The sequence below is a fragment of the Mesorhizobium sp. CA5 genome (assembly GCF_020165105.1).
In the GTDB taxonomy this organism is placed as follows: domain Bacteria; phylum Pseudomonadota; class Alphaproteobacteria; order Rhizobiales; family Rhizobiaceae; genus Mesorhizobium.
This window is the reverse complement of the sequence record NZ_JAIUHJ010000016.1, coordinates 36027-49932: the sequence shown is the minus strand read 5'-3', so window position 1 is coordinate 49932 and position 13906 is coordinate 36027. Positions and strand designations below refer to the sequence as shown.

The following is a 13906-nucleotide window of genomic DNA, read 5'->3' as shown; positions in this document are numbered from 1 at the left end:
GGCAGGCTTGGGGGCAAGGCATGAAGCTTCTCATCGTCGGCGGCTACGGCACCTTCGGCGGACGCATCGTCCGATTGCTGGAGAACGAGCCACGCCTCGAGCTCATCATCGCCGGCCGGTCGCTCGCCAGGGCCGAGGCTTACTGCAAAGGACGGGGCGCGACCGAGGCCAGGCTTGTGCCGACGGCATTCGACCGCGACGGCGACCTTGCCGCGCAACTCGCCGGCATGCTGCCCGACATCGTGGTCGACGCCAGCGGTCCGTTCCAGGCCTATGGCGAGGGGCGCTACCGGCTGATCCAAGCCTGTATCGGTGCGCGCATCCACTATCTCGACCTTGCCGACGGTTCGGACTTCGTCGCCGGGGTATCAGCCTTCGACGCGGCGGCTAAGGCGGCCGGCGTGATGGTGCTCTCCGGCGTGTCGAGCTTTCCTGTGCTGACGGCGGCGGTCGTGCGACGCCTTTCGGCCGGCATGGCGCGCGTCGACAGCATCCGCGGCGGCATCGCACCGTCGCCCTTCGCCGGCGTCGGCGAGAACGTCATCCGCGCCATTGCAAGCTATGCCGGCCGGCCGGTGCAGATGCTGCGGGGCGGCAGACCGGCCGAAGGTTATCCGCTCACCGAGCAGATGCGCTATACGATCGCGCCGCCCGGGCGCGTGCCGTTGAGAAACACGTTGTTCTCGCTGGTCGACGTGCCGGATTTGCGCGCGCTGCAGGCGTTGTGGCCGGAAACGAAGATGATCTGGATGGGCGCCGGCCCGGTGCCCGAGCTGCTGCACCGGGCGCTGATCGGCCTGGCTTGGCTGGTCCGCGCTGGCCTGGTGCGGTCGCTGTCGCCGCTGGCGCCGCTGATGCATTGGGCGACCAACCGGCTGTCATGGGGCGAGCATCGCGGCGGCATGTTCGTCGAGGTCGACGGCGTGGACGAGGTCGGCAGGCCGATCAAACGGTCCTGGCACCTGTTGGCCGAGGGCGATGACGGGCCGCTGATCCCGTCCATGGCGGTCGCGGCGATCGTCTGCAAGGCGCTCGACGGCCGCATGCCCGGGCCGGGCGCGCGGGCGGCGGTGCACGACGTCGAGCTCACGGACTATGAAGCGCTGTTCGCCGACAAGACGATCTACACCGGCTTCAGGGACGACGCCGGCAAAGGGAAGGCGCTCTATCTCGATCTGCTCGGCGATGCGTGGGAAAGCCTTCCGGCTCAAATCCGCGCCATGCATGAGGGAGCGGCGATGGCGAATGGACGCGCCAGCATCGAACGCGGCGGCGGCATTCTTAGCCGGCTTGCCGCCCGCATGGCCGGCTTCCCACCTGGCGCGGCCGATGTCCCCGTCAAGGTGCGTTTCGCTGCCGACGGGCACGGCGAGACCTGGACGCGGACTTTCGCAACGTACGGTTTTTCGAGCCGGCAGTTTGCCGGGCGTGGCCGATCGGAGCGGCTGCTTTGCGAGCGCTTCGGCCCGCTCACCTTCGCCATGGCGTTGGTGGCGGGCAAGAACCGCCTGTCGCTCGTGCTGCGCCGCTGGAGCTTTCTCGGCCTGCCGCTGCCGATGTGGCTTTGTCCGCGCTCGACCGCGTACGAAACCGTCGAGGACGGCCGCTTCCGCTTCCATGTCGAGATATCGCACCCGGTCGCCGGGCTGATCGTGCGCTACCGCGGCTGGCTCGAGCCGCCGCACGGTTCGAGCACGGTGGGTTCGCCGGCCGTCTCGCCCAATTCGCGGCAGCCGGCGGCCGTGCACAGCGTCCAACCCTTCCCGGTGGCGCCGGACGCCGCGAGCACCAGGCGCGGCTGGGGTCCGATCCGTGGCGCATAGACCCACCAGCCGCTGCGCAGCACCGAGCCCTCCGGCGGCTCCATGCCGGCGCCGGAGCCCTTGACCCGCGCCTCGACGGCCTGCAGCCCGGCCGGCGACACTTTCCAATCCTCCTGCCAGCGCGTCCGTTCCACCGAATGCGTCCAGGACAGCGTGAAGGCGGCGACGGCAAGCGTCACCGTCTTGCCGGCGGCAAGGATGCACAGGCTCATGCGGTCCCCGCCGTGGACAGCCGGCGGGCGCGCCACCAGTGCCAGCCGATCCAGACAAACGCCAGCGCCCAGCCGGTCTCGTCGGTGAGCGGCAATGCGGCCACCAGCAGCAGGCCGGCGCAGAACGCGACGAGACGCTCCCACCAGGCCATGCGGCGGGCGAGGAAGCCGACGGCGGCGGCGCCCCAGAGCACGATGCCCATGCAGGCCTTCATGAGGATATAGCCGACCTCGACGGGATAGCCGAACGACGCCGCGATGGGACCGGCGTCCTGCAGCATCAAGGCCGGCGTGTAGACGGCCATGAACGGCACAACGAAGCCGGCAATGGCGAGCTTGGTCGCCTGGATGCCGATCTTGAGGCCGCTTTCCTTGGCCATGGGTGCTGCGGCAAAGGCGGCGAGCGCCACCGGCGGGGTCAGGTCCGCCATGATGCCGAAATAGAAGACGAACATGTGGCTGACCACCAGCGGCACGCCGAGCGACAGCAGCGCCGGGCCGGCAAGCGAGGAGGTGATGATGTAGTTCGGGATGGTCGGAATACCCATGCCGAGAATCAGGCAGGTGAGCATGGTCAACACCAGCGACAGGAACAGATTGTTCTCGCCGATCGAGATGATCCAGCCGATGAAGGTGGAAGCGATGCCGGTGAGCGTCAGCGTGCCGATGACGATGCCGACAATGGCGCAGGCGATGCCGACGGGCAGGGCGTTCTTCGCCCCTTCGGCAAGCGAATCGACGCAAATGCGCAGCGTCTCGCGTCCGCCCTTGAAGGCGAGGCAGGCGATGACGAGCGCTGCGATGACGAGGCTCAGCACATTGACGCCGAAGCGCATGAAGGATGCCGCCGCAAGACCGAGCGCCAGCCAGAAAACGAGGCGAAAGGCGAACGGCCCGATCAACGCTGCCAGCGGCGTGCCGAGGATGAGCACGATGGTCAGCGCAAGGCCCATCGTGCCGGCGAAGATCGGCGTGTAGCCGGCAAACAGCAGATAGACCAGCACCGCGAGCGGCAGCACGAGCGGCCAGTGCTTCCTGACCGCTTCCCAGGGATTGGGCAACTCCGCCTTGGCCATGCCGTGCAGGCCGGCCTTGCCGGCCTCCAGATGCACCTGCCAGAAGCAGGCGCCGAAATAGAGGAGCGCCGGGATGACCGCCGCCTTGACCACCTCGGCGTAAGGGATGTTCAGGGTCTCGGCCATGATGAAGGCGACGGCTCCCATCACCGGCGGCATGATCTGGCCGCCCATCGAGGAGGTCGCCTCGACCGCGCCGGCGAAGGCGGAGCGGAAGCCGAAGCGCTTCATCAGCGGGATGGTGAACTGGCCGCTGGCGACGACATTGGCGACGCCCGAACCGGAGATGGTGCCCATCAGCGCCGAGGACAGCACGCAGACCTGGGCCGGGCCGCCGCGCCACGAACCGACGAGACCGAGCGCGAAATCGTTGAACAGCGCGATCATGCCGGCCCGTTCGAGGAAGGCGGCAAAGACGACGAAGATGAAGATATAGGCCGCCGAAACATAGACCGGCGTGCCGTATATGCCTTCGGTGCCATAGGCGAAGGTGTCGACAAGCTGCGCGAAATCATAACCGCGATGGATGAAGGGCGGCGGCAAATGATTGCCGACGAAGCAATAGGCGAGGAAGATGAAGGCGATGACCGCCAGCGGCAGGCCCATCAGCCGCCGCGCCGCCTCGAAGACCAGCACCACCAGCAGTGCGCCGACGATCAGGTCCGGCGTGGTGAGGAAGCCGGAGCGGCGGATGAGGTCGGCATAGAAGACCCAATTGTAGAGGCCGGTGGCGAATCCCAGCACGCCAAGCACCCAGAAGCCCACCTTCGCCGCGGCGCTCCTGGCGCGCAGATTGGCGATCAGGCCGAAACCGAGCAGCAGCAGGAAGCCGACATGCATGGCCCGCACCACCTGGCTGGGCAGGCTGCCATAGGCGGCGATGTAGATCTGGAAGACGGAAAAGGCGACCGCAATCAGGAAGGCCGCCTTGCCGGCGAGGCCTTCGCCAAAACCAGGCGGCAGACCTTCGACTTGTTCCTCGGCGACGGGAAGATGGAACGTGGGCGGGTTGCCGTCGCTTGTTGTTGCGGGCTTGGCTTCGGTCATCCGACGGGCTCCAGGATGAACGAATGACAGTGCGAGGCACCCCCCTCTGCCCTGCCGGGCATCTCCCCCGCAAGGGGGGAGATCGGAAGCGTCAATGACGGCGCTCTTCCTGCTACATCGGCGATTGGCGAAGCGCGCGGCGACAGCCAATCTCCCCCCTTGCGGGGGAGATGGCCTGCAGGCCAGAGGGGGGTGCTTGGCGAAGACATCTCAGCTAGTCGCACCACTCTTTCTACTTCAGCAGCCCTTTTTCCTTGTAATAGCGCTCCGCGCCGGGATGCAGCGCCACCGGCATGCCGTCCAGCGCCTTGGCCGGATCGATCGCTTTGGCGGCGGCATGGGCGGCCACCAGCTGGTCGAGATGCTCGAACAGCAGCTTGGTCATCTGGTAGGCGGTCTCGTCGGAGACGTCGGCCCGGGTAATCAGGAAATTGCCGACCGCGGCGGTCGCGACATCCTGCGTCTGGCCTTCATAGGTGCCTTTCGGGATAACCACGGAAAGATAGGGCGCGCCGATCTTGGCGACGTCCTCGGCCGGCACGGCGACGACGTTGATGGGAATCGAGGTGGCGAGATCGCGGATGGAAGCGACGCCGAGGCCGGCCGACTGCAAGGTGGCGTCGAGCTGGCGGTTCTTGATCAGCTCGACCGACTCGGCGAAGGGCAGGTATTCGACCCGTCCGAGATCCTCGTATTTTAGACCGGCGGCGGCGAAGATGGCGCGCGCGTTGAGCTCGGTGCCGGAGGCAGGCGCGCCGACCGACAGGCTCTTGCCCTTGAGGTCGGCGAGCGTCTTGATGCCGGAGTCCTGGCTGGCGACGATCTGGATGTAATTGGGATAAATCGCGGCAATGCCGCGCAACTTGTCGAGCTTGCCCGGGAAGCCGGCCTCCGTGTTGCCTTCGGCAGCCATCTTGACCGAATCGCCGAGCGCAAAGGCGATCTCGCCCTTGCCCTGCTGCAGCAGGTTGAGGTTCTCGACCGACGCTTTGGTCGCCTGAACCTGCGTGCGGGCGCCTTCGATGCCCTTGCCGTAAATCTCCGACAGGGCGACCCCGAGCGGATAGTAGACACCAGACGTGCCGCCGGTGAGCACATTGATGAATTCCTGCGCCCCGGCCGACACGGCGCCAAGGCCGAGCGCCAAGGCCAGCGCGCCGGCGGCAACAAGCTTGGTCCTGAAATTGAACATCGCGATTTCCTCCCTGAAATGCTGGCCCGCAATCCGCCCCTCCTGGCGAGCCTGCGACGAGTTTAGACGGCGGAAGGCAAATGCCAACCCGCAATTGCGTGCGTTAGACCAATGGTTGAGTAGCGGCGAACGACGGCTTGCGCTCGATGGCTTTGGGGGCGAAAGATTTTCAAGACGCCTGTCGAAATCGGCCGATGCCGCACGACATAGGTCGGCACGCGACGATGCGGCCTTCAAGAAAACGGGAGAACTTCCATGCGTTACATGCTTTTGATCTACAATGACGAGGCCGCGATGGCGAACGTGTCGAAGGAGCAGACCCAGCAGGTGCTCGCGGCCTATGGCGCCTATACCGAGGCGCTGAAGAAATCCGGCGCATATATCGCCGGCGAGCGGTTGCGCCCGACGCAGGCGGCCACCGCGGTGCGGATGGCGAACGGCAAGACCAACGTGCTCGACGGCCCCTATGCCGACACCAAGGAGCAATTGGCTGGTTTCTACATGATCGAAGCGGCGGATATCGACACGGCCATCGAATGGGCCGCGCGCTGCCCGGCGTCCAGCACCGGCACGGTCGAGCTGCGGCCGATCTGGGAAATGGCAGAGTACGTCGCCGCCGCGGAGTGACCCGCGATGGATGATCGCTCGGAGATCGCGCGGGCGGCGGCCGAGGCGGCCGCCCGGCGCAGCTACGGCAAGCTGGTCGCCTGGCTGGCGGCGCGCACGCGCGACGTCGCCGGCGCCGAGGACGCGCTGGCCGATGCCTTCGCGGCCGCGCTCGAACGCTGGCCGCGAACCGGCGTGCCGGCGCAGCCGGAAGCCTGGCTTCTGTCCGTGGCGCGGCGGCGCGACGTTGACGCCGTGCGGCGGCGGCTGACGGGCGAGGCGGCGCGCGACCATCTGAAGCTGATCGCCGAAGAGATGGAGGAGCGCGTGCGCGGCGAAGACCTGCCCGATGACCGGCTGCGGCTGATGTTCGCCTGCGCCCATTCGGCGATCGAGGCCAGCGTGCGCGCGCCGCTGATCCTGCAGACGATCCTCGGTTTCGACGCCGCGACGATTGCCTCGGCCTTCCTGGTTTCGCCGGCTACGATGGGCCAGCGGCTGGTGCGGGCCAAGGCGCGCATCCGCGAGACCGGGATTCCGTTTCGCGTGCCGGAGCAGGCGGAGCTCGGCGAGCGGCTGGGCGCGGTGCTGGAGGCGATCTACGCCACCTTCGCCGAAGGCTGGTCGGATCCGACCGGCACCGACAGCCGGCGGCGCAATCTCGCCGCCGAAGGGATCTGGCTCGGTCGGCTGGTCGCCTCGCTGATGCCGGACGAGCCGGAAGCGCTCGGCTTGCTGGCGCTGATGCTTTTCGCCGAGGCGCGCCGCTCGGCGAGACGCGACCCGGAGGGGGATTTCGTGCCTTTAGCCGAGCAGGACATCGCGCTCTGGGACGACAGCCTGATCGACGAGGCGGAAGCCTTGCTGGTGCGCGCCGCGCAAAGGGGGATCATCGGCCGCTACCAGCTGGAAGCCGCCGTGCAGTCCGCCCATACGGCACGCCGGCGCGGCAGCGGCACCGACTGGGCGGCGATCCGCCAGCTCTATGACGCGCTGCAGGCCGTGGCCGGCTCGCCCGTGGTGGCGATCAACCGCGCGGTGGCGATCGCCGAAACCGAGGGCGCTACGGCCGGCCTAGCGGCGCTTTACGTGCTGGGCGACGACAAGCGGCTGCAGGACTACCAGCCCTATTGGGCGGCCCGCGCCGGGCTGTTGGCCAGGCTCGGCAACACCAAGCAGGCGGCAGAATCCTACGACCGGGCGATCGGCCTCGAGCGCGACGCCGCGCTGCGGCGTTTCCTGCAGGGCGAGAAGGCGAAGCTCGTCAGGAACTAGCTTTCGGGCCACATCTCGTGCGATGCGTTCAGCTTGCGCATCAGCTCATTCTCGCGCAGCCTCGCCCACAGGCGTTCGATGTTCGGCCAGGCGCCGCGCGCCTTCTGGACCTCGGGATGCCAGGCCACCAGCATGACGAGGTAGATGTCCGCCAGCGACAGCGTCTTGCCGGCCAGCCAGTCGCGGCCGGCCAAAGCCTGATCGAGAATGGCAAAGCCGCGATCCATCTCGGCGACCGCCGCCTGCTTAACCGGCTGCAGGCCGTCGCCATCGGCGGTGTAGCGATGGGCATAATAGAGCCGCAGCACCGCCGGGTAGAGCACCGACGACATGAAAGCCAGCCAGCGCAGGAAATCGGCGCGGGCGGGCGAGCCCGCTTGCGGCGCGAGACGAGCTTCAGGGTGGCGCTCGGCAAGCAGGATGCAGATCGCCGCAGATTCGGTCAGCGAATGACCGTCCGGCAGTGTCAGCACGGGCACCTGGTTCAAAGGGCTGATGGCGAGGAAGGCCGGATCCGGCGGATCCTTCTTGGGCACGTCGATCTGCTCGAAGGGCACGCCGGCCATGGCAAGCGCGGCCTCGGCGACGAAGCCGCCGCTGTTTGGGCGCGTATAGAGCTTGTACATGAAAATCCTCCCACCGGCCGATTGGGCCGGCGGCGATATGAGCCGGAAGCGGCGCCTGCCTCAAGCCGCCGACGAATGCCACCGGCGCCTTTTCAGCGGTCCAGTCCGTTCAGGCCCCCAGCCCGTCGAACAGGATGGTCGAGAGATAGCGCTCGGCGAAGGAGGGGATGACGACGACGAGGGTCTTGCCCTTGTTCTCCGGCCGCGAGCCGACGACGATTGCCGCCTGGAGTGCCGCGCCCGACGAGATGCCGACCGGAACGCCTTCGAGCCGGGCGACGAGACGCGCATTGGCGACCGAATCCTCGTTCGAGACCCTGACGACCTCGTCATAGATCGAGGTGTCGAGGATTTTGGGCGCAAAGCCTGCGCCGATGCCCTGGATCTTGTGTGGGCCGGGCTGGCCTCCCGACAGAACCGGCGAGGCTTCCGGCTCGACCGCCACGACGTGCAGCGAAGGCTTGCGCTTCTTCAGCACCTGGCCGACGCCGGTGATAGTGCCGCCTGTGCCGATGCCGGCGACGAAGATGTCGACTTCGCCATTGGTGTCGTTCCAGATTTCCTCGGCCGTGGTGCGGCGGTGGATTTCGGGATTGGCCGGGTTCTCGAACTGCTGCGGGATGATGGCGTTGGGTAGCGTGGCTGCGAGCTCGTCGGCCTTGGCGATGGCGCCCTTCATGCCTTTCGGGCCCTCGGTCAGCACCAGCTCGGCTCCGAGCAGCGCCAGCATCTTGCGGCGCTCGACCGACATCGTCTCCGGCATGGTGAGGATCAGCTTGTAGCCCTTGGCGGCGGCGGCGAAGGCGAGCGCGATGCCGGTGTTGCCGGAAGTCGGCTCGATCAGCGTGGTCTTGCCGGGCGAAATTTTGCCGGCCTCCTCCAGCGCCTCGATCATGGCGACGCCGATGCGGTCCTTGACGGAGGCGATCGGGTTGAAGAATTCGAGCTTGGCCAGAAGGTTGGCGACGATGCCCTTTTCCTTCGCGAACTTGTCCAGCCTGACCAGCGGCGTGTCGCCAATCGTCTCCGTGATCGAGTTGAAGACGCGGCCGCGGCCGGGCACGCGCGCGGAGGTGACGGGCTTGTTCATTGGTTTCGCTCCCAAGGCAATGGCACAGGCAGACAGAATAAGGCTTTCAGCCGCGCAAGATAGGCTGAGGCTGGAAAATATCCGAGTGGGGCGGTTGCTCAAAAGCGCCCGCGGCCGGAAATGCATTTTCCGCCAAGCCGGGTTTCAGGAATAGTTTGGCCGAATCCGGGATCGGTTGAGATTGGAACCTATTGACGCGCCGCTATGGCGGCAGCCGCGCCCATCATGAAGCCGGCGGCGGTGCGGTTCAGCACCTTCAGCGCGCGCGGCGATTTCAGGAACCAGCGCGCCTTGGCCGCGAGCGCCAGATAAGGCACCAGCACCACGAACAGAACCGCCACGGTGAGCATCGCAAGAATCGCGTAGTCGGCGAGCGTGATCGTCTTCAGGTCGACGATGGTCGGCGTGATGGCGAGATAGAAGATCATCGTCTTGGGATTGCCGAGCGTCACCGTCAGCCCGGCGATGAAGCTCGACACCAGCCCGCCTTTGGCCTTCCGCGCCTCGACGGTCTCGGGCGTGATGCCGCTTGTCCAGAAGCGCCAGGCGAGGAAGGCGAGATAGGCGACGCCGGCCCATTTGATGGCGAGGAAGACCATGCCGAAGGTCTGCGCGACGAAGGCGAGCCCGAGCACGACGGCGGTGAGATAGGTGAGGTCGCCGAGCATCAGGCCGAACGACATGGCGAGCGAGGACCGGAAGCCGGAGCCGAGCGCGCGGGCGACAAGCGCCGTGACGCCGGGGCCCGGAATGGCGGCGGCGACGCCGAGCGCGGCGCTGTAGGCAAGGAATCCGGTGAGTGTCATTGGTTCTGGCCTGGCGTATGTGGGGCTGGGTTTTTATCACGATGCCGGATCGACGGTAATTCCCTCGCACTGGAATTCGTTACGCCAGCGCGACTGGCACGGGCATTTGGCCGGTCGCCCGGCGGGCGCCTTGGAGATTGGCTGGAGCGTCCCAACCTCGTCATCCACGGGCGGAGCAAGGAGCGAAGCGACGCGCGCAGACCCGAGGATCCATTCCGTGACCTCCGAGCGCCACAACGGTGCAGAATTCTGCGCCGCTGCACTCTTTGATCAGGGTCACGGAATGGATTCCAGGGTCTCCGCGACGCCGCTTCGCGGCTGCTCCGCCCTGGAATGACGAGGTTGGGGGAGCTACCCACCATATGTAATACGCCAGATCGTCCCGTTGCCGTCCTCGGTCAGGATCAGCGCGCCGTCGCTGGCCACGGCGACGCCGACCGGCCGGCCCCAGACCGCGTCGTCGGATATGACGAAGCCGGTGGCGAAGTCCTCGTATTCGCCGGTCGGCTTGCCGTCCTTGAACCTCAGCCGCACCACCTTGTAGCCGGTGCGGACATTGCGGTTCCACGAGCCGTGCAGCGTGAGGAAGGCGTCGCCCTTAAAATCGGCCGGGAAGTTGGCGCCATCATAGAAGGCGATGTTGAGCGGCGCCGAATGCGCCTGCATCAGCACGTCCGGAACCGTGACCTTGCCGGCGAGATCGGGGCGGGCGCCCTCGTGGCGCGGGTCCTCATTGTCGCCGATATAATACCAGGGCCAGCCATAGAAGGCGCCTTCCTTCACGGCGGTGGCATATTCGAAGGGGGTGTTGTCGCCAAGCTCGTCGCGCTCGTTGACGACGCACCAGAGCGCGCCTGTCTCGGGCTGCATGGTCATGCCGGAACAGTTGCGCAGGCCGGTGGCGACCGTCCTGCGGTTGTTGCCGTCGGGGTCGAAGGCCAGCACGTCGGCGCGGCCCTGTTCCGGACCCCAGGCCTCGCCCAGCGGCTGCGATTTCGTCCACGCCTCGACACCGCCCTTCGGCTTCGCGCCCATGTCCTCGGCGATATTGGAGCCGGAGCCGACCGACAGATAGAGCGTCTTGCCGTCGGGCGAGAAGGCGATGTCGCGCGTCCAGTGGTGGCTGGCGGGGACTTTGGCGACGATGGTTTCCGGCTTGCCAGACGCTTCCAGGTCACCCTCGCGATAGGGGAAGCGGACGACGCTGTTGCTGTTGGCGACATAGACCCATTGCGGCTTGTCGCCCGGCGGATAAAAGGCGATGCCGTAGGGCCGGGTCAGGCCCTTGGCGAAGATCGACTCCTGTGCAGGCTTGGCGCTGCCTTCTGCGAGGCGATAGACGCGCACCTGGCTCGCCCGGCTGTCGGCAACGAAGAGGTCGCCGTTCGGCGCCACCCGCACGACGCGCGGACTGTCGACGCCCGACGCGATCAGCTCGGCGGAAAAGCCGGGCGGAAGCTTTGGCTTGGCATCCTCGGGACGATCGGTGACGCCGCCGCCGTTGGAGGCGGATTCCGTCATATCGGGTTTCGGCAAATCCTCAGGTTTCAGCAGCCGGCGCACGCCCGGACGGTCGGCTTTCCAGTCGCCGAAAGCTTTTTCGCCGCTGAGCAAGGGCTGATCGGTCTGCTGCGCAAAGGCAGCCGTGGCAAAAACCAGTGCGAGGCCCGCAAGGCCGGCGATCCGCATCATGCTGTCCTCCGTCTCTGCCACTATGTCCCGCCTTCGGGTGCCTCAGTCGATAAGGCCCCGGAGATAGAACATATTGGGCTAACGATCGAAAAGAGAAGCTCGCGCACGTGACTTGCCGGCCTCAGGCCTCTTCGGCATCCAGATCGTCGTCGAGGCGCTTTTCCAACTCGACGAGATCAGCCGGCAGGGGCAGGCCCATGGCGCGCATCTCCCTCAATTTCTCGCGCAGCTGCTCCTGGATCTCGTGCTCGTCCTCGGGCTGGTTCACCATTTCCTCGAGCAGCAGGCTGATCTGGGCCTTGAGCGATTCCAGCGCCATGTTCTTCTCCTTTGCACCCTCAGCTGTGTCGAGGTTCAGGTCAGGCCGGCCTCACCTGAATATCGATACACCTAACGAAGCATGCGGGAAATCAGTTGTGCAGTGTAATCGACCATCGGCACGATGCGGGCGTAGTTCAGCCGGGTCGGCCCGATGACGCCAAGCGCGCCGACGACGCGGGCGTCCTTGTCGCGATAGGGGGCGACGACCAGCGAGGAGCCGGACAGCGAAAACAGCTTGTTCTCCGAGCCGATGAAGATGCGCACGCCCGGCCCCTCTTCGGCGAGATCGAGCAGCTGCAGCAGTCCGTCCTGGGTTTCCAAATCCTCGAACAGATGGCGAAGCAATTCGATGTCCGCTTGGGCGGTGACGTTTTCCAGGAGATTGGCGCGGCCGCGCACGATAAGGCGCGCCGGCAGGCCGCTTTCGGCGCCGGCCCAGACCGCGAGGCCTTTCTCGACCAGATCCTGCGACAGCGTGTCGAGGGCCGCCCTTGTCTCGTCCTTGATGCGGGCGATTTCCGCCCGCGCCTCGGCCAGTGTTCGCCCACGGATATGGGCGTTGAGGAAATTGGACGCTTCATGCAGCTGCGACACGGTGGTGCCGGCCGGCAGGTCGACGACGCGGTTCTCGACATCGCCGTTCTGCGACACCAGCACGGCGAGCGCCTTTGCGGGCTCGAGCTGGATGAATTCGATGTGCTTCAGCGCCACCTCGTGCTTGGAGGCGAGCACGAGGCCGGCGCCGCGCGACATGCCCGACAGCATCTGGCTGGCCTCGGTCAGCATATGCTCCAGCGTCGCGCCCGAGCCGGAGGCGCGCACCTGCGCCTCGATGGTGCGGCGCTCGTCGTCGGAAAGGTCGCCCAGCTCCATGAAGGCGTCGACGAAAAAGCGCAGCCCGGTCTGGGTCGGCAGCCGCCCGGCGGAAACATGCGGCGCGTAGATCAGCCCCAGATGCTCGAGGTCGCTCATCACATTGCGGATGGTGGCGGGCGACAGCGAGGAGGGCAGGATGCGCGACAGGCTGCGCGAGCCGACCGGCTCGCCGTCGCGCAGATAGGAATCGACAATCCGCCGGAAGATATCGCGCGAGCGCATGTCGAGTGACTGAAGTACCGGCGACTGCGACGTCGGATCGACTGGTTTGTTCATTCCGGCGAGAAACCTCCTTCCGAAAGATATAGACTTAAGCTACGGCGGCGCAACCCGGTGCCGCGCTCGCGGTCACACGGTGCCGCGTTTGCGGTCACCGGTGGCGCGTTTGCGGTCGCGCGGCCCGTTTTCCGTTGCGACCTCGTTTTCCTTTGCGCCATGCTGCGCATACGTCTACAAGCCGGCCACGATTCCGGAAACGACAAGAAAGAAGGCCGAATGCGCCCCTCCAAACGCCAAGCCGACGAAATGCGCGCCATCTCCTTCGAACGCGGCGTCTCCAAGCATGCCGAAGGCTCGTGCCTGGTGAAGTTCGGCGACACGCATGTCCTGTGCACGGCGAGCCTGGAGGAAAAGGTGCCGGCCTGGATGCGCAATTCCGGCAAGGGCTGGGTGACGGCCGAATACGGGATGCTGCCGCGCTCGACCGGCGAGCGCATGCGGCGCGAAGCTTCCGCCGGCAAGCAGGGCGGCCGCACGCTGGAGATCCAGCGGCTGATCGGCCGCTCGCTACGCGCCGTGGTCGACCTGCAGGCGCTGGGCGAGCAGCAGATCACCGTCGACTGCGACGTCATCCAGGCCGATGGCGGCACCCGCACGGCCTCGATCACCGGCGGCTGGGTGGCGCTCTACGATTGCCTGCGCTGGATGGAAGCGCGCCAGATGGTGAGCGTCGCCAAGGTGCTGAAGGACCATGTCGCGGCGATTTCCTGCGGCATCCATGACGGCCAGCCGGTCATCGATCTTGATTACCTGGAGGATTCCTCGGCCGGCACCGACGCCAATTTCGTCATGACCGGCAAGGGCGGCATCGTCGAGATCCAGGGCACGGCCGAGGGCGAGCCTTTCTCCGAGGAGCAGTTCGCGGCGCTGATGGGCTTGGCGAAGAAGGGTATTTCGCGGCTGGTGAGCCTGCAGCAGATGGCGGTGGCGTAGGTTTCCGAATGCCGAGCCTAGGCCCCCCTCTCTGGCCAGCCGGCCATCTCCC

Annotated in this window: 12 protein-coding genes and 1 pseudogene; 4 read left to right on the top strand and 9 right to left on the bottom strand. The window is 66.5% G+C overall.

Translation table 11 applies throughout. The features are described 5' to 3' along the window. Positions 1 to 20: 20 nt before the first annotated feature. Positions 21 to 1613 (top strand): annotated as a pseudogene (locus LB529_RS20350) (DUF4166 domain-containing protein); the annotation flags it as partial. Positions 1614 to 1657: 44 nt separating this feature from the next. Here LB529_RS20350 and LB529_RS20345 read toward each other — a convergent pair. The 3 genes from LB529_RS20345 to LB529_RS20335 form a co-directional block, all read right to left on the bottom strand. After that, on the bottom strand, positions 1658 to 2035 hold the full coding sequence (locus LB529_RS20345) for a DUF1850 domain-containing protein (RefSeq protein WP_224712140.1): 378 nt from the start codon (positions 2033 to 2035) through the stop codon (positions 1658 to 1660). Next, positions 2032 to 4158: a TRAP transporter permease gene (locus LB529_RS20340; RefSeq protein WP_224712139.1), complete on the bottom strand. Its 2127-nt coding sequence runs from the start codon at positions 4156 to 4158 to the stop codon at positions 2032 to 2034. The genes LB529_RS20345 and LB529_RS20340 overlap by 4 nt, the downstream gene beginning before the upstream one ends. 232 nt (positions 4159 to 4390) lie before the next feature. Beyond that, positions 4391 to 5350 carry a TAXI family TRAP transporter solute-binding subunit gene (locus LB529_RS20335; protein WP_224712138.1) on the bottom strand — a complete coding sequence of 320 codons (960 nt, stop codon included), beginning with the start codon at positions 5348 to 5350 and terminating at the stop codon, positions 4391 to 4393. A gap of 255 nt (positions 5351 to 5605) precedes the next feature. Here LB529_RS20335 and LB529_RS20330 point away from each other — a divergent pair, with 255 nt between their 5' ends. Both LB529_RS20330 and LB529_RS20325 read left to right on the top strand, forming a co-directional pair. Next, on the top strand, positions 5606 to 5977 hold the full coding sequence (locus LB529_RS20330) for a YciI family protein (RefSeq protein WP_224712137.1): 372 nt from the start codon (positions 5606 to 5608) through the stop codon (positions 5975 to 5977). A gap of 6 nt (positions 5978 to 5983) precedes the next feature. Further along, a complete protein-coding gene (locus LB529_RS20325) occupies positions 5984 to 7231 on the top strand; it encodes an RNA polymerase sigma factor (protein WP_224712136.1) in 1248 nt (415 codons plus the stop codon). Here the strand turns inward: LB529_RS20325 and LB529_RS20320 are convergent. The 6 genes from LB529_RS20320 to hrcA all read right to left on the bottom strand — a co-directional run bounded on the left by LB529_RS20320 (position 7228) and on the right by hrcA (position 12918). Next, positions 7228 to 7857, bottom strand: coding sequence for a glutathione S-transferase family protein (locus LB529_RS20320; protein ID WP_224639904.1), 630 nt, complete (start codon positions 7855 to 7857; stop codon positions 7228 to 7230). The two genes, LB529_RS20325 and LB529_RS20320, sit on opposite strands and share 4 nt — an antisense overlap. Positions 7858 to 7966: 109 nt before the next feature. Beyond that, a complete protein-coding gene (gene cysK / locus LB529_RS20315; protein ID WP_140847075.1) occupies positions 7967 to 8947 on the bottom strand; it encodes a cysteine synthase A in 981 nt (326 codons plus the stop codon). A 188-nt stretch (positions 8948 to 9135) separates the two neighbouring features. After that, complete coding sequence (locus LB529_RS20310) at positions 9136 to 9753, bottom strand: LysE family translocator (protein WP_140645935.1); 618 nt, start codon at positions 9751 to 9753, stop codon at positions 9136 to 9138. Between the two features lie 351 nt (positions 9754 to 10104). Next, positions 10105 to 11445 carry a PQQ-dependent sugar dehydrogenase gene (locus LB529_RS20305; RefSeq protein WP_224639906.1) on the bottom strand — a complete coding sequence of 447 codons (1341 nt, stop codon included), beginning with the start codon at positions 11443 to 11445 and terminating at the stop codon, positions 10105 to 10107. 121 nt (positions 11446 to 11566) lie between these two features. Continuing rightward, positions 11567 to 11764 (bottom strand): hypothetical protein, encoded by a 198-nt coding sequence (locus tag LB529_RS20300; RefSeq protein ID WP_095767926.1) that lies wholly within the window; start codon positions 11762 to 11764, stop codon positions 11567 to 11569. Between the two features lie 71 nt (positions 11765 to 11835). Next, positions 11836 to 12918 carry a heat-inducible transcriptional repressor HrcA gene (gene hrcA, locus LB529_RS20295; protein WP_095767927.1) on the bottom strand — a complete coding sequence of 361 codons (1083 nt, stop codon included), beginning with the start codon at positions 12916 to 12918 and terminating at the stop codon, positions 11836 to 11838. 219 nt (positions 12919 to 13137) lie between these two features. Here hrcA and rph point away from each other — a divergent pair, with 219 nt between their 5' ends. Then, complete coding sequence (gene rph / locus LB529_RS20290) at positions 13138 to 13854, top strand: ribonuclease PH (protein WP_027169620.1); 717 nt, start codon at positions 13138 to 13140, stop codon at positions 13852 to 13854. Positions 13855 to 13906 lie beyond the last annotated feature (52 nt).

What these genes read in the sequence shown, in the direction of transcription:
- LB529_RS20345 (WP_224712140.1), bottom strand. Translation starts at nt 2,035, where the DNA reads ATGAGCCTGTGCATCCTTGCCGCCGGCAAGACGGTGACGCTTGCCGTC.
- LB529_RS20340 (WP_224712139.1), bottom strand. Translation starts at nt 4,158, where the DNA reads ATGACCGAAGCCAAGCCCGCAACAACAAGCGACGGCAACCCGCCCACG.
- LB529_RS20335 (WP_224712138.1), bottom strand. Translation starts at nt 5,350, where the DNA reads ATGTTCAATTTCAGGACCAAGCTTGTTGCCGCCGGCGCGCTGGCCTTG.
- LB529_RS20330 (WP_224712137.1), top strand. Translation starts at nt 5,606, where the DNA reads ATGCGTTACATGCTTTTGATCTACAATGACGAGGCCGCGATGGCGAAC.
- LB529_RS20325 (WP_224712136.1), top strand. Translation starts at nt 5,984, where the DNA reads ATGGATGATCGCTCGGAGATCGCGCGGGCGGCGGCCGAGGCGGCCGCC.
- LB529_RS20320 (WP_224639904.1), bottom strand. Translation starts at nt 7,857, where the DNA reads ATGTACAAGCTCTATACGCGCCCAAACAGCGGCGGCTTCGTCGCCGAG.
- cysK (WP_140847075.1), bottom strand. Translation starts at nt 8,947, where the DNA reads ATGAACAAGCCCGTCACCTCCGCGCGCGTGCCCGGCCGCGGCCGCGTC.
- LB529_RS20310 (WP_140645935.1), bottom strand. Translation starts at nt 9,753, where the DNA reads ATGACACTCACCGGATTCCTTGCCTACAGCGCCGCGCTCGGCGTCGCC.
- LB529_RS20305 (WP_224639906.1), bottom strand. Translation starts at nt 11,445, where the DNA reads ATGATGCGGATCGCCGGCCTTGCGGGCCTCGCACTGGTTTTTGCCACG.
- LB529_RS20300 (WP_095767926.1), bottom strand. Translation starts at nt 11,764, where the DNA reads ATGGCGCTGGAATCGCTCAAGGCCCAGATCAGCCTGCTGCTCGAGGAA.
- hrcA (WP_095767927.1), bottom strand. Translation starts at nt 12,918, where the DNA reads ATGAACAAACCAGTCGATCCGACGTCGCAGTCGCCGGTACTTCAGTCA.
- rph (WP_027169620.1), top strand. Translation starts at nt 13,138, where the DNA reads ATGCGCCCCTCCAAACGCCAAGCCGACGAAATGCGCGCCATCTCCTTC.